Source organism: Mangrovibacterium sp. (genome assembly GCF_041596335.1).
Lineage (GTDB): Bacteria > Bacteroidota > Bacteroidia > Bacteroidales > Prolixibacteraceae > Mangrovibacterium.
In genome coordinates, this window is the sequence record NZ_JBFHIT010000006.1 from 1 (window position 1) to 22,702 (window position 22,702).

The 22,702-nt window shown below is 43.2% G+C and carries 22 protein-coding genes and 1 tRNA gene; 14 read left to right on the forward strand and 9 right to left on the reverse strand.

Annotated features, from left to right (window positions below; genetic code table 11):
• Positions 1-102 precede the first annotated feature (102 nt).
• The gene (locus ABZD21_RS03640; RefSeq protein WP_372772968.1) at positions 103-510 is read right to left on the reverse strand and encodes a hypothetical protein; all 408 of its coding nucleotides are present in this window, start codon (positions 508-510) and stop codon (positions 103-105) included.
• A gap of 62 nt (positions 511-572) precedes the next feature.
• Complete coding sequence (locus ABZD21_RS03645) at positions 573-1,142, reverse strand: RNA polymerase sigma factor (RefSeq protein ID WP_372772969.1); 570 nt, start codon at positions 1,140-1,142, stop codon at positions 573-575.
• Positions 1,143-1,306: 164 nt separating this feature from the next.
• Here ABZD21_RS03645 and ABZD21_RS03650 point away from each other — a divergent pair, with 164 nt between their 5' ends.
• The 11 genes from ABZD21_RS03650 to ABZD21_RS03700 all read left to right on the forward strand — a co-directional run bounded on the left by ABZD21_RS03650 (position 1,307) and on the right by ABZD21_RS03700 (position 11,597).
• Entirely contained in the window at positions 1,307-1,909 is a 603-nt protein-coding gene (locus ABZD21_RS03650) for a hypothetical protein (protein ID WP_372772970.1), read from the forward strand.
• 80 nt (positions 1,910-1,989) lie between these two features.
• Positions 1,990-3,102: a L,D-transpeptidase family protein gene (locus ABZD21_RS03655; RefSeq protein ID WP_372772971.1), complete on the forward strand. Its 1,113-nt coding sequence runs from the start codon at positions 1,990-1,992 to the stop codon at positions 3,100-3,102.
• An 83-nt stretch (positions 3,103-3,185) separates the two neighbouring features.
• Positions 3,186-3,902 carry a L,D-transpeptidase gene (locus tag ABZD21_RS03660; protein WP_372772972.1) on the forward strand — a complete coding sequence of 239 codons (717 nt, stop codon included), beginning with the start codon at positions 3,186-3,188 and terminating at the stop codon, positions 3,900-3,902.
• A gap of 98 nt (positions 3,903-4,000) precedes the next feature.
• Positions 4,001-4,798, forward strand: coding sequence for a hypothetical protein (locus ABZD21_RS03665; RefSeq protein ID WP_372772973.1), 798 nt, complete (start codon positions 4,001-4,003; stop codon positions 4,796-4,798).
• Positions 4,799-5,086: 288 nt separating this feature from the next.
• Complete coding sequence (locus ABZD21_RS03670; RefSeq protein ID WP_372772974.1) at positions 5,087-5,647, forward strand: molybdenum cofactor guanylyltransferase; 561 nt, start codon at positions 5,087-5,089, stop codon at positions 5,645-5,647.
• A 278-nt stretch (positions 5,648-5,925) separates the two neighbouring features.
• Positions 5,926-8,169 carry a molybdopterin-dependent oxidoreductase gene (locus tag ABZD21_RS03675; RefSeq protein WP_372772975.1) on the forward strand — a complete coding sequence of 748 codons (2,244 nt, stop codon included), beginning with the start codon at positions 5,926-5,928 and terminating at the stop codon, positions 8,167-8,169.
• Positions 8,166-8,699, forward strand: coding sequence for a 4Fe-4S dicluster domain-containing protein (locus ABZD21_RS03680; RefSeq protein ID WP_372772976.1), 534 nt, complete (start codon positions 8,166-8,168; stop codon positions 8,697-8,699). The genes ABZD21_RS03675 and ABZD21_RS03680 overlap by 4 nt, the downstream gene beginning before the upstream one ends.
• 11 nt (positions 8,700-8,710) lie before the next feature.
• Positions 8,711-9,652, forward strand: a complete 942-nt coding sequence (gene nrfD, locus ABZD21_RS03685) for an NrfD/PsrC family molybdoenzyme membrane anchor subunit (protein ID WP_372772977.1) — start codon at positions 8,711-8,713, stop codon at positions 9,650-9,652.
• A 111-nt stretch (positions 9,653-9,763) separates the two neighbouring features.
• Positions 9,764-10,279 (forward strand): YeeE/YedE thiosulfate transporter family protein, encoded by a 516-nt coding sequence (locus ABZD21_RS03690; protein WP_372772978.1) that lies wholly within the window; start codon positions 9,764-9,766, stop codon positions 10,277-10,279.
• A 77-nt stretch (positions 10,280-10,356) separates the two neighbouring features.
• Complete coding sequence (locus ABZD21_RS03695) at positions 10,357-10,962, forward strand: YeeE/YedE thiosulfate transporter family protein (RefSeq protein ID WP_372772979.1); 606 nt, start codon at positions 10,357-10,359, stop codon at positions 10,960-10,962.
• An 11-nt stretch (positions 10,963-10,973) separates the two neighbouring features.
• Positions 10,974-11,597: a rhodanese-like domain-containing protein gene (locus tag ABZD21_RS03700; RefSeq protein ID WP_372772980.1), complete on the forward strand. Its 624-nt coding sequence runs from the start codon at positions 10,974-10,976 to the stop codon at positions 11,595-11,597.
• A gap of 172 nt (positions 11,598-11,769) precedes the next feature.
• Here the strand turns inward: ABZD21_RS03700 and ABZD21_RS03705 are convergent.
• Positions 11,770-11,841, reverse strand: a tRNA-Glu gene (locus ABZD21_RS03705).
• 155 nt (positions 11,842-11,996) lie between these two features.
• Here ABZD21_RS03705 and ABZD21_RS03710 point away from each other — a divergent pair.
• On the forward strand, positions 11,997-12,365 hold the full coding sequence (locus tag ABZD21_RS03710) for a DMT family protein (protein WP_372772981.1): 369 nt from the start codon (positions 11,997-11,999) through the stop codon (positions 12,363-12,365).
• Positions 12,366-12,409: 44 nt separating this feature from the next.
• On the opposite strand, the gene ABZD21_RS03715 is transcribed toward ABZD21_RS03710, so the two are convergent.
• On the reverse strand, positions 12,410-13,978 hold the full coding sequence (locus ABZD21_RS03715; RefSeq protein WP_372772982.1) for an asparagine synthase-related protein: 1,569 nt from the start codon (positions 13,976-13,978) through the stop codon (positions 12,410-12,412).
• Positions 13,969-15,294, reverse strand: a complete 1,326-nt coding sequence (locus ABZD21_RS03720; protein WP_372772983.1) for an oligosaccharide flippase family protein — start codon at positions 15,292-15,294, stop codon at positions 13,969-13,971. Before ABZD21_RS03720 ends, ABZD21_RS03715 begins: the two co-directional genes overlap by 10 nt.
• Positions 15,295-15,506: 212 nt before the next feature.
• Between ABZD21_RS03720 and ABZD21_RS03725 the strand changes: the two genes are divergently transcribed.
• Both ABZD21_RS03725 and ABZD21_RS03730 read left to right on the forward strand, forming a co-directional pair.
• Complete coding sequence (locus ABZD21_RS03725) at positions 15,507-16,208, forward strand: DNA alkylation repair protein (RefSeq protein WP_372772984.1); 702 nt, start codon at positions 15,507-15,509, stop codon at positions 16,206-16,208.
• 293 nt (positions 16,209-16,501) lie between these two features.
• A complete protein-coding gene (locus ABZD21_RS03730) occupies positions 16,502-17,425 on the forward strand; it encodes a flagellar motor protein MotB (RefSeq protein WP_372772985.1) in 924 nt (307 codons plus the stop codon).
• A 251-nt stretch (positions 17,426-17,676) separates the two neighbouring features.
• On the opposite strand, the gene ABZD21_RS03735 is transcribed toward ABZD21_RS03730, so the two are convergent.
• From ABZD21_RS03735 to ABZD21_RS03750, 4 genes are all read right to left on the reverse strand, one after another.
• Positions 17,677-18,177, reverse strand: a complete 501-nt coding sequence (locus ABZD21_RS03735; protein WP_372772986.1) for a DUF4405 domain-containing protein — start codon at positions 18,175-18,177, stop codon at positions 17,677-17,679.
• Positions 18,161-18,547 (reverse strand): hypothetical protein, encoded by a 387-nt coding sequence (locus ABZD21_RS03740; protein WP_372772987.1) that lies wholly within the window; start codon positions 18,545-18,547, stop codon positions 18,161-18,163. Before ABZD21_RS03740 ends, ABZD21_RS03735 begins: the two co-directional genes overlap by 17 nt.
• Positions 18,548-18,616: 69 nt before the next feature.
• Positions 18,617-19,186, reverse strand: coding sequence for a Crp/Fnr family transcriptional regulator (locus ABZD21_RS03745; protein ID WP_372772988.1), 570 nt, complete (start codon positions 19,184-19,186; stop codon positions 18,617-18,619).
• Positions 19,187-19,255: 69 nt separating this feature from the next.
• Positions 19,256-22,654 (reverse strand): two-component regulator propeller domain-containing protein, encoded by a 3,399-nt coding sequence (locus ABZD21_RS03750; protein WP_372772989.1) that lies wholly within the window; start codon positions 22,652-22,654, stop codon positions 19,256-19,258.
• Positions 22,655-22,702 lie beyond the last annotated feature (48 nt).

Below are 22,702 nucleotides of genomic sequence, written 5' to 3' on the forward strand. Positions count from 1 at the left end.
AGCTACAACCACCATTTTTCTTTCGGGTGCAAATATAATATTTTATTTCTGATCTCCGCAAGTACTTTTTTGCGCTTGTAGTAAAAAAAAATGCTCGTTTTTTCAAAGCTTTTCTTTTTCAGCTACTTCACCATCCTGATTCACGAGTAAGAAATAGCGAATTAGTTCGGAATCGCGGACAATAAGCTCATATTTTCGGCTTTCCTCGCACTCAATAAAGATCGCATTCATCAGTTCTCCATGCTTTTTTGCCGTCGTTTCAATCATTGGTGGAAGACCCTCGAGGGGTAGGTTCACTTTAAGGCAGGTCAGTTTGCCATCCGGACTATAGCGGGCAATGTGCTCCAGATCGTCTTTATAGAATACCGCTTCAAATTGTTCGCCGGTTTTCTGCCATTCGGTATTTATCGGATGGTTAAATTTTAGGGCGAAGTTTTCTTTAACTGTCGCGGGTACTGTCGTCCCTTTGTTGCCGGAAAGTATTTTGTGAAAGAAGTTCTTGACATCCATGATTTTATCGTTTTCTGCTAACTCTTTGACGTTGATTTTTGTAGAAGTAACACTGCAAATTGTTAATCTTTTTCAAACATCGTTTTGTACAGGTAAATAACTCGTGTTCGTGCGCGTTTGAGTCGCATCTTTACAGCATCCTCACTAATACGAAGCGTTTGCGCAATTTGCTTTCCTGATAAATTGTCCTGATATTTCATCAACAGCAGGGCTTTTTCTTCGGGGTGAATCTGCTCAAGGATTTTCATCAAATTATCATAGCTTAAATCTTGCAGGTCGGCTTCCGATTCGTCAGGTATATCGGGAATTTCGTTTTCGGCGTTCCAACTCGGATAGTGCAGGCGCTTTTTCGTACGCAGGTAATCGATGGAATAGTTATATGTAATCGCATATAGCCACGACGAAAAAAGAGCATTGCCTTTAAACCCCGGTAGTTTTTCGTAAGCTTTTGCCAGAATATCGGTCGCAAAATCTTCGGCCATGCTTTTGTTTTTTATAAAGCTGTAACATTTGTCGACCACCTTCAAATAATAACGTTTGTACAAAACCTCGAATAGTTCACTTTTCCCCTCCTTGATAATCAGGTGGATAAGTTGTTCGTCGGTCGTATTTTTTAGTTGCTCTTTATGCATAAGCCGAGTTAAAAACAGGTTGAGGAATATTTTTTTTCAATTTTTGTGTTACTTCAGATTTTACCTCCGTCTAAATTGAAATTTTAATCCCGATTGTGCGAAAAAAACGAAAATAAGCATTGAGGGGAGAATTTACTCAAAAAAATAAATTTTACTTGTTAACGATGAAAAAAAAGTTGATGATTGCGTTGACGGCTGTAAGTATGGCTGTCTTATTTAGTAGTTGTGGAAAAGTTCCTCAAGCTGAAATTGATGCTGCAAATGTAGCCATTGAAGCTGCTAAAACTGCTGGTGCTGATATTTATGTAGCTGAAGATTTTGCTGCATTGCAAGATTCGATGCGCTCTGTGAGCGAAAATGTTGAAGCTCAAAATGGCAAGCTTTTCAAGAACTTCGACAAAGTGAAAGAGCAATTGGTTGTTTTAAACCAAATTGCAGCTGAAACAAAAACGAAAGCTGAAGTGCGTAAAGAAGAAGTAAAACAGGAAGTTGCTGCTTTACAAGCTGAATTGACAAACTTAGTGGCTCAAAACAATGAGTTGGTTGCTAAAGCACCAAAAGGTAAAGAAGGTGCTGCTGCACTCGAAGCTATCAAAGGTGACAACAGCTTGATCGAAACGTCGCTGAACGAAATTACTGAATTGGTTGCTGCTGAAAATTTGATGGGCGCTCTTGACAAAGCAAAAGCTGCCAAAGAAAAAGCACTGGCAATTAATGGTGAGTTGAGTGAAGTGATTGCGAAATACTCTAAGTATAGAAAAGGATAAGACTAGTTCTTACAAATAGTCGATATCGAAAAACATCCCCGGACGATTTGTTCCGGGGATTTTTTTAAAAGGTCGGTTTTATGCGAAAGTTGAAAAGGGGAGTTGTTTGGGGATTTTGGGGGTTTATTACGTTGTTGGTCTTGGTGGGATGGCTGATTTATCAATCGCCAAAGCCACCCTTGGTTGGACTGAAAATGGCTCGTGAAGCATTAGCTGCAGCTCAAAAATCAGAAGCTGAAGTTTATGCCCGCGAAGCATACGCAGTCGCCGAACAAGCCTACGATTCGGCTATGGTGTGTTGGTCGACGGAGAATAAGCGTTTTTTCCTGGTACGCGATTATTCACAACTCGATGCATGGATTGCCCTCGTTATTGAAAAAGCGATGGAGGCAGAGCAGCTATCCGGCGACCGATCAAAATCAACGAACAAGCGAGTGCGAGCCGGCTTGGATGCGTTGGAGAGAAAAGTGAATCGCTACGAACGGTATTTTAAAAGAATGCCTTTGCCATCGTCGGTAGTTAAGGCGCATAACAAGGGAGTGTTAAAGCTTTCGGAAGCAAAGTTTGCCTGGCAGAATAAACGCTTTTCGGAAGCCGAAAAGCATTACCAGATGGCAACAGAGTTGATAAATAACTCGAATGAAAAGGCGGAGGTCATCGTTCGGCAGTGGTTTAGCGGTCACGCGAACTGGCAGAAACAAGCTAAACAGGCTGTGCAAATGTCGAAAAATGGCCAGAAGGTTATTTTAGTTGATAAGTTGGGACATACTTGCATGGTCTATCAAAATGGGCGGGTTATCAGCAGTTTCGAAGCCGAGTTGGGCGTGAACTGGATGGGTGATAAACAACGAAAAGGCGACAAAGCGACGCCTGAGGGCATTTATCGGGTAACCCGAAAAAAGGATACAGCTAACACCAAGTTTTACAAAGCGCTATTGATTAATTACCCAAATGACGATGATCGGCAACGGTTTGCACTGGCCAAGAAGAATGGTATTCTTTCCGCGAAAACGGATATTGGCGGGCTGATTGAGATTCACGGACTTGGGGGCAAGGGAGTTGACTGGACTGATGGTTGTGTAGCGCTAAAAAATAAAGATATGGACAGCTTGTTTCGACAGGTCGGTGTTGGTACCACGGTCGTGATTGTTGGTTCGTTGAAACCCCTTAGTGAAGTTCTGGGGCACGACTAAATAAATAGTGGTAAGGAGCATCAAAAATCAAGATGCTGAATATATTAGAATGAATTTGCGATAAAAAATGACTGATTATACAAATGAAAGAAGAAAGCAATCCTGGTGTTAATTCCGGAAAATTCGGATTTCTTAAAAATACGTATTGGAAATGGATCGGATTTTCAACAGTGATTGTTGCATCCGGACTGATTTTTTTGTGGTTGATTTTTTTCGCTGTCCCTGCAGTTAAAAATCAAACGGTGTTTTATAAAATCAACCACGAGCTTGCTGCTGATCAGGATGTAAATGTCATCGACGATCAGACACTCGTTGCCGATATCGGCAGGTTGCAGCGCAAGCTCGATCGCCTGACTCCCGGCGGCGTCTACCTGATCATTAATACCTCGGCGAATACTTTTCGCTTATTTAAAAATAAGGAGTGTATTCGTGAAGGCTTATGCTCAACAGGGAGCTACATTAAGTTGGAAGTGTCGGATGATAAAAACTGGATATTCGAAACGCCAAAAGGGGTGTTTACAATTAAAGGAAAAATTACGAATCCGGTTTGGCGAAAGCCTGATTGGGCTTTTGTCGAAGAGGGACTCCCGGTTCCGTCGGCTACCGATGCCTCGCGATATGAACCTGGCGTTTTAGGAGACTACGCGCTTAGTCTGGGTGACGGCTATCTTATTCATGGCACCTTGTACAAACGGTTTATTGGATTGCCGGTTACGCACGGATGCGTGCGCATGAACGATGAGGATTTGGAAACCGTTTACAAAACCCTGCCCGTTGGGGCCAAAGTTTTTATTTATTGATATGAAGCGAACATGTTGCTCAAAACACCTACACGAATGAAAATCGTTTCAGCAACATGTAAGTTCCATCAGACAATTAAAAAACAAATTATTTACTGATGAAAGAGCAAACAAATATGTCGAAAAGATCCAAATCCGTGCGAATCTTCCTGCTTGTTGCCATTCCTGTTATACTATTTCTGGTAGCTATTCAATATGCCGTTTTGTCCGTCGTTTCGGTTCGGAATCATTTAAAGTCGGTTTACCAGCTTGATGATGTGAAACTTCTGTCCGCCGGATCTGGAGCGGATACAGTCTGGTTCGGCCATTACAAAGAAAAAACATGGCTTGAAACCCGTTTTCAAATCAGTCGAACTGATTCAATTAGCTTGTCCATAAATTTGAAAGATAGTTTGCTGCAGTTGGAGCTAAAAGGAGTGGTGTTGAAAACATCAAAAATTACAGCTTTCGAGGCCGATCAGTTCTTTTACCAGTTGAATGCCGGAGCCTATCACCATTTTTTTGGCGGTCAGGCGACCGGTACAAACGCCTTGTCAACGATTGAAAAAGAGCCACTGATTGTGAAAAAGGCTCCGAAGGACAGCATTGAATTTGCCAACCAAAAGCATGTTGTCGATAGCTTAAAGGATGAAGCTGTACACTGGATGCTGAAATTAGACAATGGCATCGTTCTGAAAATTGAAGGGACAGATGAGTATACCAATTCAGAATGGTGGCAAGGACAGCAATTTTGGTGGAAGCAGGATTTTTTGCAACTGAAAAAGGATCTGCGCAAGACCTTGTTTTTTGAAGTGCCCGAATATCAACCGCAGATTGAATTGGTGATTTCCGAAGCCGACGCGAAAGCAATCTATAGGGCACTTCCCGTTCAGCCCTTAATTTGTATTCGTATGTAAAAAATAAACACCGGGCGTTTTAAATTCCCGGTGTATTTATTCCCCCCCTCGTATCTCCTCTATCCCTGAATTACATCAGGTAAAGAAATAACAAGATCAAAATCAAGAAAAAACCGATGGCAAAAGCTATCAAATTGCCTTGGTTGTTGGTTTTACTCGCTTTATTCATGATCACATATTTTACTGTTTAGACGATTACATTGTACGCAGGTAACGAATTTTGTTTCTGTTTTTTCTTTGCCCGATTTTTACGAACTTGTACGGTTGAAACCGTTAGAGCGATTTAAGATGACAACACAAATTGGCGGAATAATTATTGCCGGAGGAAAAAGCTCCAGAATGGGCACTGATAAAGGGTTGATGGAATACCAGGGAAAGCTGCTGGTACAATACGCCATTGATTTGTTAAATCCACTTTGTGCTGAGATCGTAATAAGTACTAACCAAACAGAATATCAGCAGTTCGGATTAAAAACGGTACACGATGTTTTTATCGACTGCGGGCCAATTGGTGGATTGCACGCGGCATTGGAAGAATCACACTTCGATTGGAACTTGGTAATTGCATGCGATGTTCCGTTTGTCCGGCCGGAATTATTGTCGTTGTTGTTGGCCGACAAGGACGGTTGGGATGCCGTTGTTCCACTGCACGCACGAGGAATTGAGCCGCTAGTTGCGTTGTATCGGAAAGAAATGGCTTCCTTTTTCGAGACGAAACTTTACGAAAAACAATATAAACTTCAACGCGTGATCCGAGATTGTAAATTGAACTTGGTTGATGCAGACCGGTTGGTACATAAGTTTCCGGATCTTTTTCGGAACATTAACTCTGTCGGTGATTTAATATGAAATGGGTAGCAATCGAAAATGCTGCTGAATTTTCTGATTGATGAGCAATGTTCGGTTCTTTTTTTTCCTTTGAATCTTTCTAAATTGACCGGCATGCTTATTTGAATCAAGTCTAAATTAAATCAGGTATGCCTTTTAAGTTGCTGGTATTTAGTATTCTGTGGTCTGTGTTGGGTTTTATGTCATGGGTTATGTTTTGAATTGCAATACGCATCGAAATAATGACATATATCGATATGGTTAGTTTTGTATATTTAGGATACTAAATCAATAACGATATGGCTCACAAGAGACGGGATTTTATAAAAATTTCTTCATTAAGCGCAGCCGGACTTATTTTCGGGGCTAGCCACCTGCGTTCTGCTATTCCCACATTTCAAAAATCAACCCCGGGAACTTCGGGGGAGTTTGATTTGCATCGCACGCCAACTTACTGCGAGGTGTGTTTTTGGAAATGTGCGGGATGGGTCTACAAGAACGATGAAGGAAACATCAAAAAAATTATTGGGAACGACGACGATACCAACTGCAACGGAAGACTATGTCCGCGTGGCACCGGTGGCGTCGGAATGTATCATGACGAAGATCGCCTGAAGACTCCGCTGATCCGGGTGACTGGTGCCGATGGAAAACAAACCTTTCGCGAAGCAAGTTGGGATGAAGCGTTGGATGTGGTTGCAAAAGGGCTGAATAAAATCAAACAAGAGCACGGCCCCGAGTGTACAGCACTCTTGACTCATGGGAGTGGCGGGCACTATTTTGGGACTTTGCTAAAGGCTTTTGGCTCGGGCAATATTGCCGCTCCATCCTATGCGCAATGTCGAGGTCCGCGCGAAGTCGCATTTATTGCAACCTTTGGAGAAGGCTTAAACTCGCCCGAACCGACCGATATTCGGGATACACGCTGTTTGGTGCTTATCGGCTCTCACTTGGGCGAAAATATGCACAATGCTCAGGTGCAGGAAATGTCGGACGCCATCGACAAGGGAGCTGCGATTATCACTGTCGATCCGCGTTTTTCAACCGTTGCCAGTAAGTCGAAGTTTTGGTTGCCGATTAAACCGGCTACGGATATTGCTTTGTTGTTAACATGGATCAATGTTATTATTGAAAATGATTGGTACGACAAAGAATATGTTGAAAAATATACCTATGGCTTTGAGCAGTTGAAGCAAAGCGTACAAAGCTATACCCCGGAGTGGGCTTACGGTGTTACAACGATTAAGCCTGATGTAATTCGCGAAACAGCGCGTGAAATGGCTAATGCGGCACCTTCGGTGATCATTCACCCCGGGCGTCATGTTACCTGGTATGGCGATGACACGCAACGCTTGCGGGCTGTCGCTATTCTAAATGCCCTGCTCGGATCGTGGGGACGCCGTGGCGGATTTTTTGTTCCGGAGACAGCCGAAGTCCCGGATTATCCGCATCCTCCTTTTCCGAAACCCGCACGCACATGGCGCGAAGCGATGGGGGGCAAATTTAAACTAGCCGATCTTGCTTTGGCAAACGGCGTTTGTGAAGCCACAATTCCCTCCGTACGAATGGACTGTCAGATTAAAGGATGGATCGTGAATGGTACGAACCTGATAATGACCTTGCCTGACATGCAAAAAACACTGGAAGCCATTAAAAATCTGGAACTGCTGGTCGTGGTCGATACGATGCCGATGGAGATTACCGGATATGCGGATGTTGTGTTGCCGGAGTGCACGTATCTCGAACGATGGGACGACCTTAGGGTGGTGCAGGGACGTGTTCCGAATATTGCCTTGCGTATGCCGGCTGCTGAGCCCAAATACGATACCAAGCCGGCCTACTGGATGGCCAAAGAGCTTTCGAAAAAAATGGGGCTGGAGGAGTATTTCGCGTGGGATAAATTTGAAGATATGCTCGATTGGCAGCTCAAAGAAATTGGATCGTCGCTGGACGAAATGATGCGCATTGGTGTGAAAAATTTTCCTCGTCAATATGGCCCGCTTTATTTTGAAGACGGTGCGGAAGTTGAGTTTAATACGAATTCCGGAAAAATTGAACTGTACTCAACAGCATTTGCAGAAGAGGGGTTCGATCCGGTTCCGGCATATAACCCTCACATGGAGCCACCTACTGGCTATTATCACCTGAATTACGGACGGGCACCCATGCACACCTTCAGCCGGACAGCTAATAATCCGAATCTGACCGATTTGATGGACGAGAATGTGGTTTGGGTCAATCCTAAGGTCGCCAAACAATGGGGATTGAAGGCCGGTCAGGAAGTTTATCTGCAAAATCAGGATGGCGTCGTTTCCGATTTCCCGATTAAAGTTCGGGTAACCGAGCGGATTCGCTTCGACTCTGTATATATGGTGCACGGTTTTGGTCACAACCATAAACAGCTTAGTCGGGCACATGGTCGTGGAGCCAGTGATTCGCAGTTGATTACACGGGTGCTGGTCGATCCGATTATGGGAGGAACCGGAATGCGTGGAAATTTTGTAACGTTTCGATTTGAAAAAGGAAGTGAGGTTGAATCATGAGATATGCAATGGCCATTGATACCAAGAAATGTGTAGGCTGTTCCGATTGTGTGGTGGCCTGCCAAACGGAAAATGATGTTCCAATTGGTTATTGTCGCGACTGGATTGTTGAGCGAACCGATGGAACTTATCCGCAGCTCGAAATTGAAATTCGATCCGAACGCTGTAATCATTGCGATAATTCGCCTTGTGTTCGTTGTTGCCCAACCGGCGCGAGCCACTATATTGAAGGTGGAATTGTAAAAGTTACTCCGCATAAATGTATCGGCTGTGGAGCTTGTATTGCCAGCTGTCCCTACGATGCCCGTTATTCGCATCCCGATGGGTATGTCGATAAATGTACGTTTTGCGATCACCTGATTGCGCTCGGCGAAGGGCCGGCATGTGTGGCTGTTTGTCCAACAAAATGTATGTATTTCGGCGATTTGGACGATCCGAATAGCGATGTTTCTAACGTGCTTAAAAAGCGAAAATACAAAAGTTTGATTCCCGAAGCAGGAACAAAACCACAAGTTTTTTACCTCATTTAACCAAGCATGCTATGAGAGAAGAATTAATTACCAGTGGGCGTATGAATGCTAACATCGACCCGTATCTTGAAATTTGGCATTGGCACATTCCTCTGTATTTGTTTTTAGGAGGTCTCGCGGCCGGAATCCTGTTTTTCGCTTCGCTGTATGTTATACTGGGTCGCGAATCGGACTATTCCGGAGCTGTTCGTCGTGCGCCGATTATTGTGCCATTTTTGCTCGTAATTGGCTTGGGGGCGCTTTTCCTCGATTTGCGGCACAAATTGTATTTCTGGCAGTTGTACACAACCATCAAGCTGGAGTCGCCTATGTCGTGGGGTGCCTGGACCTTGATGGCTATTACGCCGATTTCAATTATTTGGGTGGCGATTCATATTCAGGAATTTTTCCCCAAGTGGCAATGGAAAAATGTTATTCTGGTCGAAATGAATGATTTTTTCACCAAAAATAAGTTGAGCCTGGCGTGGATTACGGTCATCTTATCGGTGATTTTGGGGATCTACACCGGGATTTTGTTCTCGGCCTTCAATGCCCGCCCGTTGTGGAATACCTCCATTCTCGGACCACTCTTCCTTGCTTCAGGGCTTTCTGCCGGTGCCGCAGTTATTATTTTGTTTGCACAAAGTAAAAAGGAACGACAGATTTTCGCAAAAATCGACCTGATGCTCATTGGCATCGAGTTGTTTCTGATCATCCATATGTTTATGGGATTTCGGGCCAGTACGCAAGTTCAAATCGAAGCAGCCGATCTGTTTCTGGGTGGGCCATACACGGCTCCTTTCTGGATTTTTGTGGTTGTATTGGGGATGCTGGTTCCGGCGGTGCTCGAAATCATGGAGCTTCGACATAAAAAGATACCGGTTTTTCTGCCGGTTGCACTCGTCCTCTTCGGTAGCTTAATGTTACGTTTCATAATTGCTTATGCCGGCCAATTCAGCCGGTGGCTGTATTAGTTGAGATCGTTAGCGCGGGGCGCCCTGAACTTGTTTCAGGATTTCCGGACTAACAGATTTCGAAACAAGTTCTGGATGACAATAAAATTCAAAATCTAAATTTATATCAATATGGAAGAAGCTAAAAAATATATGAATCCTTATCTCGGCGGGGTGCTGCTGGGCTTGGTGCTAATCGTTGCCTTTTGGGTATCGGGGCGAGGTTTGGGTGCCAGCGGGGCAGCAAAATCGGTGATCGTTGCCGGTGTTGAAGCCGTTGCACCTGCACATGCTGAAAAGGCAGCGTTCTACCAGGAATATGGCTCGACACACGAGAGCCCGCTAAAATCATGGTTGGTTTTCGAAATGCTGGGAGTACTCGTCGGTGGCTTTCTGTCGGGAGCTCTGGCTGGTCGTTTAAACTTTAAAGTTGAAAAGGGACCAAATGTCACCAGTAAAGTTCGGATTTTCTTTGCCATAATTGGAGGAGTTTTATTTGGCTTTGGGGCTCAATTGGGGCGTGGTTGTACCAGTGGCTCGGCGCTAACCGGTATGTCGGTTTTATCGGCTGGTGGTTTTATAACCATGGCCGGAATCTTTGGAACCGCTTTCGCCTTGGCCTACTTTGCCCGCAAGCTGTGGCTTTAAAAACTGCCTGTTGATTAATCCCGATGGATTATTCGCCAGTCTAAAATTCAGAATTCTAACATTCAAATTTTTCAATCATGGGACCACTAATTGTCAATGAAATAATTTCACCAAATACCAATTTTCTAATTGCGTTTTTAATCGGCATCGCATTTGGATTTGTTCTTGAGCAAAACGGATTTTCGTCCAGCCGGCGTTTAGCCGGAATGTTTTATGGATACGATACCACCGTGCTTAAAGTATTTTTCACAGCCGCAATCGTCGGTGCGCTCGGATTACTGTTTATGAGCCTTTTTGGCTGGATCGACCTCAGCTATATCTATATTAACCCAACCTTCCTGTGGTCGGCTATTGGCGGCGGGGTGATTATGGGTGCCGGTTTTATTACGGGGGGGTATTGCCCTGGTACTTCTTTCTGTGCCGCGGCCATCGGTAAAATTGATGCCATGGCGTTCATCGGCGGAATCTTTCTGGGGATCTTCATTTTTGCTGAAGGCTATCCATTATGGGAAGAATTTTACAATGCCGAATTTTTAGGAAGTCCGCTGTTAAGCGACTGGCTCGGTGTGTCACGAGGATTGTTCACCTTTTTACTTGTGTTGGTTGCTCTTGGCATGTTCTGGGTTGGCGAGTGGGCCGAAAAGAAATTTGCCCGGAATGATTATACGATTAACCAAAACTAAAAACGACCAAAATGAAAGCACGAATCATATTAGCAAGCGTTGTGGTGCCGTTGGGGATGATTATTGCGGCGGTACCCGAAAATACCACAAAGCCATATCGTCTGACTGCCGATCAGTTGCTCGATGAGGTGAAGGAAGAGCTACAGTTTGTAAATCCCGATCAAATCGCCGATATGTTGGTTCAAAAAGATCCCAGCCTGCAACTGATCGATGTTCGCAGTCGCGCTGAGTTTGAAAAGTTCAGCTTGCCGGGAGCAATCAACATTCCGATTGAAAGCCTCCTGTCTGACGACTATACCGATTATCTGAATCAGGATGTAAAGCTGAACGTATTTTACTCGAATAGTTCGAACAAAGCCAATCAGGCGTGGATGATAACCCGTCAACTCGGCTATCGAAACAATTATGTGTTGCAAGGCGGCTTGAATTACTGGGTTGAAACCATCATGAACCCGGAGGAACCATCGGAACAAAGTCCGAATGAAGAGATGGCAAGGTACGATTTCCGTAAGGGAGCCGGTGCAGCACTGGGTGGTGGCGTTGTTGCTCCGGCAACTCAATCGACCGACACGCCGGCTGCCTTGCCGCCAATTATGCAAAAGAAAAAGAAAAAGGGCGTGCAAGGCGGTTGTTAGTCGTTGTCCCTTTTTAGAGAAAAAAACCAATTCTTATATCAGGCTGTCCAATCATCGGGCAGCCTTTTTTGTATTGATCCGTTGGGTACTGCACCTCATGTAGATCCATTTGATAGAAAACTTTTGGAAACGAAAAAAGGACCGTGTTGGTCCTTCTTTTTTTGATTTTGAGTAGCCCGTAGGGGAATCGAACCCCTGCTACCAGGATGAAAACCTGGCGTCCTAACCGCTAGACGAACGGGCCATCATTGGTTCCCTTGATTTGGGTTTGCAAATATAAATGCTTTTTTGATTTTACAAACTCTGTTTTGCGTTTTTTTTTTTAAAATTATAATTCCGGTTCCGGCAGTACAAACAGTAGGGGAAATAAATAAATTTGGCCGATAATTTTTGCCAACAATGAAAGCCATTCTTACTATTGGGTTACTGATTCTGTCGAACACCTTTATGACTTTTGCCTGGTACGGGCACCTTAAATTTGCTGAGTTGAAGTGGTTTAATAAATTAGGACTTCTTTCGATTGTGCTGATTAGTTGGGGGATTGCTTTGTTCGAGTATTTTTTTCAGGTGCCGGCCAACCGGATTGGCTTTAGGGAACATGGCGGTCCGTTTTCATTGATAGAGCTCAAAGTGTTGCAAGAAGTGATTACGCTCGTTGTTTTTTCAATGTTTACCCTGGTATTTTTTAGGAGCGAGAGTTTTCGCTGGAATCACTTGGTTGGCTTTTTGTTTCTGGTATTGGCGGTCTACTTCATCTTTAAGAAGTGAGGAATGAACGATTAAAAAAAGGATCGTTCCCCAAACGAATACTTCTACCGGTTATTGAGTGTTTTCAAGTACCATTGAGTGAGAAAAGCGTTGTAGAAATGTGGTTTCACAGGTTTGCTGAAATCTAGGTCAGGGCACATCTCCCGAAGTTCATTGGTCATTTCGCGATAGCAGATCGGGTCATTAATCGGGTAGTAGTGTTGTTTGACAAACTCCGGAGTAAATTTTAATGCCAGGTTTTTAAGAGAGGTGAATAGTTGATGGTTCGTTTTTTGTCGTTTAAGGTTAAAGTCAACTTTTTGCGGTCTGAAAAAAAGTGTCTCCAATGTTTTGTTGTACAGTTGGGAGTTAATACGCTGGTGCGGCTCCAGTCGCTCAAAAAAGCGAAGAATCGTTTGATCAAAGAGAGGCATGATTGGCTCCAGTCCAAAAAAGCGGAAAGCCAGAGTCGAATTGCCGATGAATTTCGCTTGTCGTTCTTCCAGATCCCATTGCTCATATCCTTTCCAGAATTGTCCGTCGGGGCGGCTGGTATAATTAGCTGTGATGTGGTTCGAGAGTTTGAGTTTCTGGGCTTTGGTCAACGATATAGATGTGCTAAAACGTGAAATTATATGTCGCGAGAGTTCACCGGGGCTTTTAAATAAATGCATTTTAGAGAGGTGTTCACCGCTTATAAAATCGCCTGGATGGCCGGGCATAACAACCGTTGAGGAATCGATTAGCTGGTTTTCTTTCAGCCATTTAATCCCGAAATAATCCTGGAGAAAAGGCATGGATGAAGTGTGCCCGGCAAAGGGAATGTATTCGCGAAAATCGTCCTCTCCCGAAAATCCTGCTTGCACAATTTCCGAATAATTCACGAAATGGTAATCGAACCCAAGTTGTTGAGCGACTTTGGCGGCCGTTTCTTTTTCCTGATTGTCGGCCCTCCCCCAAGTGGCACAAAGTACGTTTGTGTGCCCAAACTCTTTCAGCAAGCAAGCCAGCAAACGCGAATCGTAACCGGCGGTGAGAGGCAATAGCACTTGCTTATCGGCAATCAGCTTGCTGTATCGGCTAAAGCTTTCCAAGAGAACGTTTTTCACTTCCTCCGGATTTGACAAGGTTGGTGGTTGGGGGATTTGCTTAGCCGACTGAAAATGAATCGGGATGGATGTAGAATTTTCAGCGTCTAATTGAAGTAATTCGCCCGGCCTAATTTGAAAGATGTCATTGTCAAGGGTTCTGTTTCGCGGACATACGCCGAAGGTTGTGAAATAGTTTGCGGTGAATTCGCATGGATCATCCTGATTGTTATTCACCAGGAGAGCCGGGTCATCGCTAATTTGGAGACCGGTTTTTTGTTGGCTGTAGAAAAGAGGAAAACACCAATGGATACTGCTTGCCAGCCAGCACTCGTCATTCCTTTCTATCAGAATCGCGTATTGTCCGTTCAACCCAGCAAGAAATTCCTTGAGCCCGATGATATTGTCTTGATGTTTTTTAAGTTCGTCAATCAGACTTTCGCGTGCCAGATATGAATTGCCAAACCAGGCAAATCCGGCAGCATGAATTTTGCCTTGAGAGTACCAATTGAATTTTTGTAGTTTGACCTTCACTATTAAATCCATATTTTCACAAGGGCTAAGGGGATTAAAGTTAGGGCTAATATTTTGAAAACAAATAGCAGTACAGGTAATCGTTTCACTCCTGCGAGTTTGAGAGAATAAATCCCTAACCCGATGAAAAAAATAAAGCCGGTAAAACTGTAAAACCCAATGGTCCAGGTGAGGTCGTTTATCCAGAAGACACCGGCAAGTAGGCTGAACGCCCGACACAAGAACAGGGCGATATTGAAAATCATGGAGGCACGCTGCTTTTCGCGCACAATGAGGATGGCGGAAAGCGGAGAGCTGATAGAAACGGCAAATAGCCATGGAACAATAAGCTGCGCGAGGAATCCGGAGAAGGCCCATTCGGCGCCAAAAAAAAGTTGGAACAAACTTTCGCCCCACAAACCCATAACTGAAAATGGGATGATGCCGATGAGAACTTGTTTCCGGAAAAGAGAATAGGTTAGTGCGCTGAGTTGCTCGGGCTGCGACTGTAATGCTTGCGCCTCGCGAACATACACCCTCGAAATGGAGTTACTAAATAGCTGAACCGGAATGTTTAGGTACCGATGGGGTAGTGCGTACCATCCAAGTGCGGTCGATCCAAAAAATGGCTTCAATATAAAGATGGGGAGCTGGCTGCTCAGGAAATTGAGCAACTCCGAAACGATCGAGAATTTCGGGAAATTCAGGTATCGTCTGGCTAGTTGCTGTTCTTCATTCGAGAACCGAAAGGTTCGGGGCCAGTGAAGACCCGGTTTTCGGAAATGATACCAGACGAATACGATGGCATTGGCCAGGGAGGCGCCCCAGAAAAGTCCGGTGGCGGGAAACGAAAATAAGCCAACCTGTAACAGGCCGGTAACAAAAGCCCGGGCTATTTCGAGTAGCGAAAGTTTGCGAAATTGCTTTTCGCGAATTAAAACATGCCGTTGGAGTTGAATAGCCGCGAAGAAATAAGAATAAACCGGAACCAACATCCAAAGTTGCTGGAGCGAATTGTCAGCTAACGAATAGTAAATCAGCAACAGGATTAATACAAGGCCGTTAACCATCCCATTTATCTTCATCGCCAACGAAAAAAGATGTTTCTTTTCCTCGTTTTCTTCTGCCAGAATAATGGCATTCTCAAATTTTCCGGTTGAAATAATTGAAAGGGCAGAGGCAATCGTCAGGAAGAAAACAAAGAAACCGAAATCGTCGGGAGAATAGATTCGGACAATCGCGAAAGCAAAAAGCACAGGTAGCAGGCGCGACACAAACAACCCTGTGAAAAGGCTGAAGATGTTACGATAGAACTCGGACTTTAATAGTTTGCTCAGCGACTCGCGCACGGGTTTTATACGAATTAGGTTGATTGGTATAAAAGTAGAAAATCGATCCGAACTTCTGCTATCCGGTTATTCTTTCCCCGCTCCGATTCTGCTCGTTCGTTGTTTCGGCGATTAACTTCCGGGTAATAATCACTAAGAATATTTCATCGCGCTATTCTATTGCTTACTTTTGCGGCAATTGGTTTTCATATTCATTTTTCTAATTGTTATCTATGGATTTTTTATTGGACGATCCGGCAACGGAAAAAACTTTTCAGGAGATCATAGCCAAAGTACGTTTGCGCAAAAACGGTGAAACAGTAGCACAAATGAAGTCCATGGGGCTGAACTATAAAATGAACTGGGGTGTGTCGGTGATTCACCTGCGTGAGTTGGCTAAGAATTACGAAAAAAATCACCTTTTAGCACTAAAACTTTGGAATAAAGGCTGGCGCGAAACTATGATTTTGGCCACATTGCTCGAAGAGCCAAACGTAGTGACTGAAGAGCAAATGGACTACTGGACGAAAAGCATTGAAACGATTGAACTGATTGAGCAAGCTGTAGCGAACCTTTTTGTGCATTCGAAATTTGCCTTCGTGAAAGCCGTTGAATACTGTTGTGGAAAGAAACACTTGGTTCGGTGTGCCGGATTGCAATTGATCGGACGCCTGGCATTGGTCGACAAAAAGGCGATTAATGAAATGTTTGAGCCCTTCTTCGAAAAACTGGTTCCACTGGCCAAAGACCCCGAGCTGGGACAAATTTTTTACCGAACAGTTTTGCTGATGGCCAATCGCAACGCGGAGCTGCGCCAGTCGTGTATTGATTTTCTTGGGCTGGTGAAAGAAATGGAGGAGGAACACCCGAAAAACCTGGCCAATTTGCTGTTGGAAGATATCGCCGAAATGGACTCAGGAACCCCGGAGCTATAACTCATTTTAAAAGGCACAAAATAACACAGAAGGGAGAAACTGTTTGGCACAATTGCCGGGTTGCTTTTCCCTTTTTTTCATTTTTACATCGCTTTCGGCGATACGCAGCCGGGGGCAATCCAATAGGATTGAAATTTGAGGAACGGCAGTTTTGGAGGTAACGACTTCACGATCCTCATCGAAAGTCTGTCGGCTGTTTTAAGCTGTTTTAAAGTATCATGGTCATAAAGACCAAGTAGAAATCAGGATACAGTAATTTTTTCTTATTCTTGCAAGAATTAAAACACGTAAATATGAAAACTCGGTATTTGTTTCTTTTTATTTTTTCAGGTGCTTTGTTCCTGAGTTCGTGTAAGCCCTTTTATCAGTGCGGGCAAGTCAAGCCAAAAAGACAATTGTTTGTGTCGGAGCGGGTTCAGACCGTTTTGGGAGAGCGGGATAGTCTCTGTTCGCTGGCTGATCAGCGAGAAAACGAAATCAATTCGTTAAACAAAACAATCGCGGGTTTGAATGGAGATGTGGCCGGTTTATATCTGTCACTCAAAGAACAGGAGAAGAAGTATCAGGATTTAACGGATGAGTATCAGGATTTGACCGATGAAAAGCTTTCACAATCGGCAAGCTTCAACCTGGCGTTGCAACAAAAATCGGACGAACTGTCGGCAAAGGAGAAACTTATCCTCGAAAGAGAAGCGGCTTTGAAGGAACTTCAGCAGGTAATTTCGCGGCAGGATTCGGTTACCAATCGACTAAACAATATTTTAAGAGATGCGCTGTTAAGTTTCAAGTCAGACGAGCTTTCTGTTGAGATCAAAAACGGAAAGGTTTACGTGTCGATGTCCGATAAGTTGTTGTTTAAGTCGGGAAGCGCAGCTATTGAAACAAAAGGGAAAGAAGCCATCAAGGTTTTGGCCGATGTGCTGGATAAAAACCGGGACATTAGCATTCTTGTCGAAGGTCACACCGATAGTATTCCCATTCGTACAGCTGTTTATCGCGACAATTGGGATTTGAGTGTCGCCCGGGCAACTTCCATTGTTCGGATTTTGACCGAAGAATACAAGATTACGCCCATCCGTTTAACCGCTTCTGGAAAAGGAGAGTTCTCGCCCAGAGACACCAACACAACACCCGAGGGGCGAGCAAGAAACCGGAGGACTGAGATTATTTTGTCTCCGAAGTTGGATGAAATTATGCAGTTGTTAAAAACAAATTAACACAATTAGAGCCCGCTGATTCATGTGAACACCGAAGAGGTGGAATCAAGGTTAGATGAAAAAAGCTCTTGTACTGAGGAGAGCAATAGATGAAATTGACAAAAAAGGGGGAAGCTGGACGGTAATACTATCGGACAGCTTCTCCCTTTTTCTATTTCCAGCAGGTTCATGCCAATTTATAAATTGTGCATCTCAATAGAATTGGAATTTTTTTTTGCCACACAAGTTGCCGATTACAACTTTGCTCCAACTTAGGGTCGATTGTTCGCAAACACTTTTTTTGTCATATTAATCAGCCAACTGAAGTAACTAAGCAAGTGAATTGCAAAAAACACGACTAATATTAGTCCAAACTTATTATGGATGCCAAGTATCGCAGTCGCAGTAGGGGATTCGTCAAAAAATAGCCATGGAACAACAGATGTTAGGGTCGTTATCAAGAACAGAACCAACAAGATCAAATTTCTAAGCCAGTATTTGTTTTTTAAAGTTCCCGAAAATAACTTCTTAAACCAGTTTAAGTGAAGACTTAAATGAATCGCGGTCGCCACAATCGAGATAACAGCAAAAACGATATGGGTATTCAACCAGAAATGAGAATCCTTACCCAGTATGGTTTCTGAAGCTGGTTTCCCAGCATGGTACACCAGCATTATTATTCCGCTAATTAATAGAAGAAGAAATGGGAAGAAACTAGCGATATCAACATAGTAGTTTCTTCTTGATTTTGAGGATCTAGTTGTTTCGTTCATTTGTTGGCTCCAATTTGTTTATCCTTTTTTTTATCTCACTTCTAAGCTTTAGGCCAATCCGTAGCGTAATTACTAAAACTGCAAAAGCGATAACGATTGTTCTTTCCGGAACATTTACGCCGGATGCTTCACCTAGTAAATTTGACGACCAGCTCGCCAGTTCGTTGATGCCCAGATTGATAATATTGCGAAGCAGGAAGAATAAGCCAATTAACGCAGGGATTAAACTGTATTTTAATAGTGGCGATCTGTCAATAATCGGGAATTGATTCCTAAGTTTATTGAAAACGTTTGTAAACTTATTTGCAATTGCTCTGTAAACCCACAATAGCAAGGTTTCGCCTTTTTCTAAAACTGAAGTGTAGTTCATCTCTTTTAGTTTTTACCTGGGCAAAGTTGCAGTAAAGTGCGTCCTAAAACATTGATATATGATAAGAAATTATTTTTTAGCCTTTATTCTGCTTAAACTTTCAGGCGTAATTCCCAGGAAACTTGACAGGTTTTTGTTCGATAAACGTTGAACAAGTTGAGGGTTATTTTTGAGGATGTATTCATATCGCTGTTTTGCATCAAGTCTTAAGAACGTTTCAATGCGCCAGTGGTTGTTCAAATAAGTTCCTTCAAGCATTCCAATGTAAAAATCTTTAAAGAGCGAACTATTGCGTAATGCTGTTTTAAAATCGGCATACGAAATAACCAATAATACTGACGGTTCAACGGCACAGATATATTCATTGGTCGGTGTTTGCTTAATGAAGCTGTGGATGGATGAGATAAATTGATTCTCGAAAGCGACATAGCGAATCGTCTCTTGTCCGCGATCATCGGTGAAACATGCCTTTATACAGCCACTAACAATAAAATACAGATGCCGGCAAACCTTACCTTTTTCAACCAGAACCTCGTCTTTTGTTGCGTTAATCGTTTTGAAGTTAGCGACAACTTCAGTAATCTCGTTTTCGCCGGCATTAAATTTTTCGGCTAAAAATTCTTCTAGTTTTTCTTTCATGAGAATCCCGCTGTTTGATGGTTGTCTTCGTTTCATGCCCCTGCCCGAGCAATGTTCCGTTGGTTACGGCTAATTTAACGGAATTGTAAAATAAAACGAAGCCCCCCGACCTTCTTCGCTTTCAACCCAAATTTTTCCATGATGTACGTTTACAAATTCCTGACAAAGAACCAATCCTAGTCCGGTTCCTTTTTCGTTGGCAGTACCTAATCGCGAGAAATTGGTATTTAAGTGAAATAACCTGTCGGCGACATCTTTGGGGATTCCAATTCCGGAATCAGAAATCTCGAATAAAGCCGCCTCTCCCGTGTTTTTTACGTCAATTTTTATCTCCCCATTTTGATTGGTGAATTTAACGGCATTCGAAACCAGGTTGCGCACCACCATGCTTAGCATATTTTCATCGGCCTGAATTTCCATTTTAGGTTGTTGATACCTTAATTTTAACGCGATACCCTTCTTTTCAATCATTGTTTTTAACAACGATAATTCTTTTTCAATCAATGTAACAACATCTAATTTCGAAGGTTGACAAGGCATTAAACCCCGTTGGCTCCGTGACCAAAGCAACAGGTTTTCAATTAAATTTAAAATCAGATTGGCTGAATCATGCGCAATACCGATCATTTCTATTTTCTCATCTTCATTTAACTCGTAGTAATCATCCCGCAAAACTTCCAAAAAACCGATCATTGTTGAAAAGGGATTTTTAAGATCGTGCGCTAATATTGAGAAGAATTTATCTTTTGAGGCATTCGTTTCTTCGAGTATTTTTTTCTGTAATTCAAGCTCTCTGGCTTGTAAGCCGATTTCTTCTTTCTGTATTCTTAGGTTGCTGTTTTGCGCTAGAATTTCCTGGTTTTTGATCTTCAATTCCGATTCGGCTTTTTCCAGTTCAATGGTTCTTTCTTTTACCTTTTGCTGTAGTGTTGTCTTTTGTTTCTGAAGGCTGGCAAGGCGAATGCGATGGCCGACAACTACAATTCCGAGAAGCGACAGAACTCCCAGGATCCTAAACCACAGCGTTTCCCACCATGGAGGATGTACAATAATTTTAATGGATGTCCCCTGTTCGTTCCAAACACCGTCGTTATTCGATGCCTTTACCTTAAATACATAGGAGCCCGGTCGCAGGTTGGTATACAGCGCTTCACGTTTGCCCTCAACGTAGTTCCATTCTTTGTCAAAACCTTCCATCATATAGGAAAACCGATTCTTTTGGGACAATGTGTAATTTAAAGCCACAAAATTGAATGTGATAAAGGATTGTTTGTGGTTTAGTTCAATTTTGTTGGTAAGCCAGATCTTATTTTTTAAAGGCGAATTTTCATCATCAGGCACAACCGACTTGTTAAAAAGCTTAAAATCGGTAATGTATACTTCCGGAATGTGCGTATTGTCAGTTAGGCTGTCGGGATTAAAAATATTAAAGCCATTTATTCCGCCAAGAAACAAGTCACCACGCTCGCTCCTAAACGCTGAATTTTGCAGGAAATCAACATCTTGCAATCCATCTTCGCTATCATAAGTTTTAAGAATAAAGTTTGAAGGACTGAAAACAGAATCGAGAGTTGCTTTGGGATCTAGTTTCGAAAGTCCGCGAACTGTCGTAAGCCACAAATAGCCACGATGATCAGAAATTAAATTGCTGATTATACTGCTGGGAAGCCCTTGCTCCGCGCCAAAGCGCTGAAAGCTCTTCTTTACAGAGTCAAATTTATTCAGGCCATCAAGTGTTCCTATCCAAAGCGTTCCTTCCAAATCTTCACAAATTGAAGTCACGTTGGGGTCGCTAAGAGTAGTCGGGTTATCCTTTTCATGGTTATATTGAATGAAATTGTCGTTGGCCCGGTCATAGTAGTTCAACCCGAATTTAGTTCCAATCCACAGTCCGTTTTGTTTATCGCGATAGATGGTATTTACCGAATTCGAATTCATACTTCGGGTATCGGATTTGTTGTTCGTGTAGATCTTAATTTTTTTGGTTGATTTATTCAGTCGAATTAAGCTTTCAGTGGAGCCAATCCAAATCTCTCCCTTCAAGCCTTCTTTTATGGTATAAATATTCAGGTCGTTCAGGTAGTGATCGAAACGGTTTATTGTTTTATTGTAAAAATGAACCCCATTGTAGGTTCCAACCCATAAATCGCCATCACTATCCACAAACAACGTTCTAATGTTATCACTCGTCAATCTCCCCGGTTTATTCGTGTCCATCCGGAAGTGCGTAAACGTTCCGTTTGTCCGGTCTAAAAGGTTTAGCCCTCCGCCCTGTGTTCCGATCCATATGCCGGCCTCGGTTACTTCAAAAGAACTCACCATGTTGTTGCTCAGGCTGTACGGATCGAAAATGTTGTTTTTGTAGTGGTGAAATTTCTGACCTCCATTGTATAAATAGCTAATCCCTTCACTATAAAAACCAATCCAAAAGTTTTCCTGACGATCGGCATAAAAAGAAAAAACGGAATTTTGGCTGATGCTGTGTTCATCACCTTCAACACGGACGTGATGGATGAAAATAGGGTTTGAACTCTCCTGTTGGTCCGGATTAAGTTGTTCCAGAGCCTTTTTGGTTCCAATCCAAATAACTCCCTTGCGATCTTCGTGGAGTGTTCTCACCACATCGGAGGAGATACTGTTTTTATTATTCGGGTCGTGACGATAGCGGATAAATGTTCCCTTCTCACGGTCTGTCAGGCAGTTTAGGCCGCCACTTCGAGTGCCCACCCAAACACGACCCATTCGATCCTCAACCAGCGTTTCTATTTGCGATTCGCTTAAACTGGAGGGGTTGTTCTCATCGTGCCCGAAAGTTGCCAGGGTCTTATTTTTTTGGGGATCGTAAAGTGCCAGGCCGGTTTTGCCGCCGAGCCAAAACAAACCATCGTCCGATTCAACAATAGCTCTGGTGTCTTCAAGAGTTAGGTCTTTCGAAGCATCATAGCGAATAAAGTTGTCGTTTTCACGATCGTACAAACACAAACCACTATTGGTTCCCACCCACAGTTTTCCACTTTTATCTAAATAAATTGTATTGACAGTGTTGTTGGATATTGAGGTTGAATCGCTTTCACTAAACCGGTAGCGATAAAATTTTTCCGTTTTCACGTCAAAACGGTTTAAACCATCTTGGCGGGTGCCGGCCCATATATTTCCGTCCTTGTCTTCGGCCAACGAAATAACCTGATTGCCACTGATACTAAATTGGTCTTCGCTATGGTATTTAAAGACTGTAAAAGAATACGCATCGTAGCGGTTCAGTCCTCCTGCTCGGGTACCAAACCACATAAAACCTCTGCTGTCTTGTAAGATGGAATAGACCGAACTTTGAGAGAGTCCGTCTTTTATTGTTAGGTGATCGAATTTTAATTCACTGTGACGGGCATTCCCGTTTAACGAACACAGTACTATCAGCAGCACGATTAAACGTATGCTTCGGCCGGCACATTTAGTAAGCCCAAATTTCATTGACAACGAATTTATAGAATCGGAAAAACGCTAAAATTAACATTTTTA

Coding starts and splice junctions, on each gene's coding strand:
- ABZD21_RS03640 (WP_372772968.1), bottom strand. CDS start 510: ATGGATGTCAAGAACTTCTTTCACAAAATACTTTCCGGCAACAAAGGG.
- ABZD21_RS03645 (WP_372772969.1), bottom strand. CDS start 1,142: ATGCATAAAGAGCAACTAAAAAATACGACCGACGAACAACTTATCCAC.
- ABZD21_RS03650 (WP_372772970.1), top strand. CDS start 1,307: ATGAAAAAAAAGTTGATGATTGCGTTGACGGCTGTAAGTATGGCTGTC.
- ABZD21_RS03655 (WP_372772971.1), top strand. CDS start 1,990: ATGCGAAAGTTGAAAAGGGGAGTTGTTTGGGGATTTTGGGGGTTTATT.
- ABZD21_RS03660 (WP_372772972.1), top strand. CDS start 3,186: ATGAAAGAAGAAAGCAATCCTGGTGTTAATTCCGGAAAATTCGGATTT.
- ABZD21_RS03665 (WP_372772973.1), top strand. CDS start 4,001: ATGAAAGAGCAAACAAATATGTCGAAAAGATCCAAATCCGTGCGAATC.
- ABZD21_RS03670 (WP_372772974.1), top strand. CDS start 5,087: ATGACAACACAAATTGGCGGAATAATTATTGCCGGAGGAAAAAGCTCC.
- ABZD21_RS03675 (WP_372772975.1), top strand. CDS start 5,926: ATGGCTCACAAGAGACGGGATTTTATAAAAATTTCTTCATTAAGCGCA.
- ABZD21_RS03680 (WP_372772976.1), top strand. CDS start 8,166: ATGAGATATGCAATGGCCATTGATACCAAGAAATGTGTAGGCTGTTCC.
- nrfD (WP_372772977.1), top strand. CDS start 8,711: ATGAGAGAAGAATTAATTACCAGTGGGCGTATGAATGCTAACATCGAC.
- ABZD21_RS03690 (WP_372772978.1), top strand. CDS start 9,764: ATGGAAGAAGCTAAAAAATATATGAATCCTTATCTCGGCGGGGTGCTG.
- ABZD21_RS03695 (WP_372772979.1), top strand. CDS start 10,357: ATGGGACCACTAATTGTCAATGAAATAATTTCACCAAATACCAATTTT.
- ABZD21_RS03700 (WP_372772980.1), top strand. CDS start 10,974: ATGAAAGCACGAATCATATTAGCAAGCGTTGTGGTGCCGTTGGGGATG.
- ABZD21_RS03710 (WP_372772981.1), top strand. CDS start 11,997: ATGAAAGCCATTCTTACTATTGGGTTACTGATTCTGTCGAACACCTTT.
- ABZD21_RS03715 (WP_372772982.1), bottom strand. CDS start 13,978: ATGGATTTAATAGTGAAGGTCAAACTACAAAAATTCAATTGGTACTCT.
- ABZD21_RS03725 (WP_372772984.1), top strand. CDS start 15,507: ATGGATTTTTTATTGGACGATCCGGCAACGGAAAAAACTTTTCAGGAG.
- ABZD21_RS03730 (WP_372772985.1), top strand. CDS start 16,502: ATGAAAACTCGGTATTTGTTTCTTTTTATTTTTTCAGGTGCTTTGTTC.
- ABZD21_RS03735 (WP_372772986.1), bottom strand. CDS start 18,177: ATGAACGAAACAACTAGATCCTCAAAATCAAGAAGAAACTACTATGTT.
- ABZD21_RS03740 (WP_372772987.1), bottom strand. CDS start 18,547: ATGAACTACACTTCAGTTTTAGAAAAAGGCGAAACCTTGCTATTGTGG.
- ABZD21_RS03745 (WP_372772988.1), bottom strand. CDS start 19,186: ATGAAAGAAAAACTAGAAGAATTTTTAGCCGAAAAATTTAATGCCGGC.
- ABZD21_RS03750 (WP_372772989.1), bottom strand. CDS start 22,654: ATGAAATTTGGGCTTACTAAATGTGCCGGCCGAAGCATACGTTTAATC.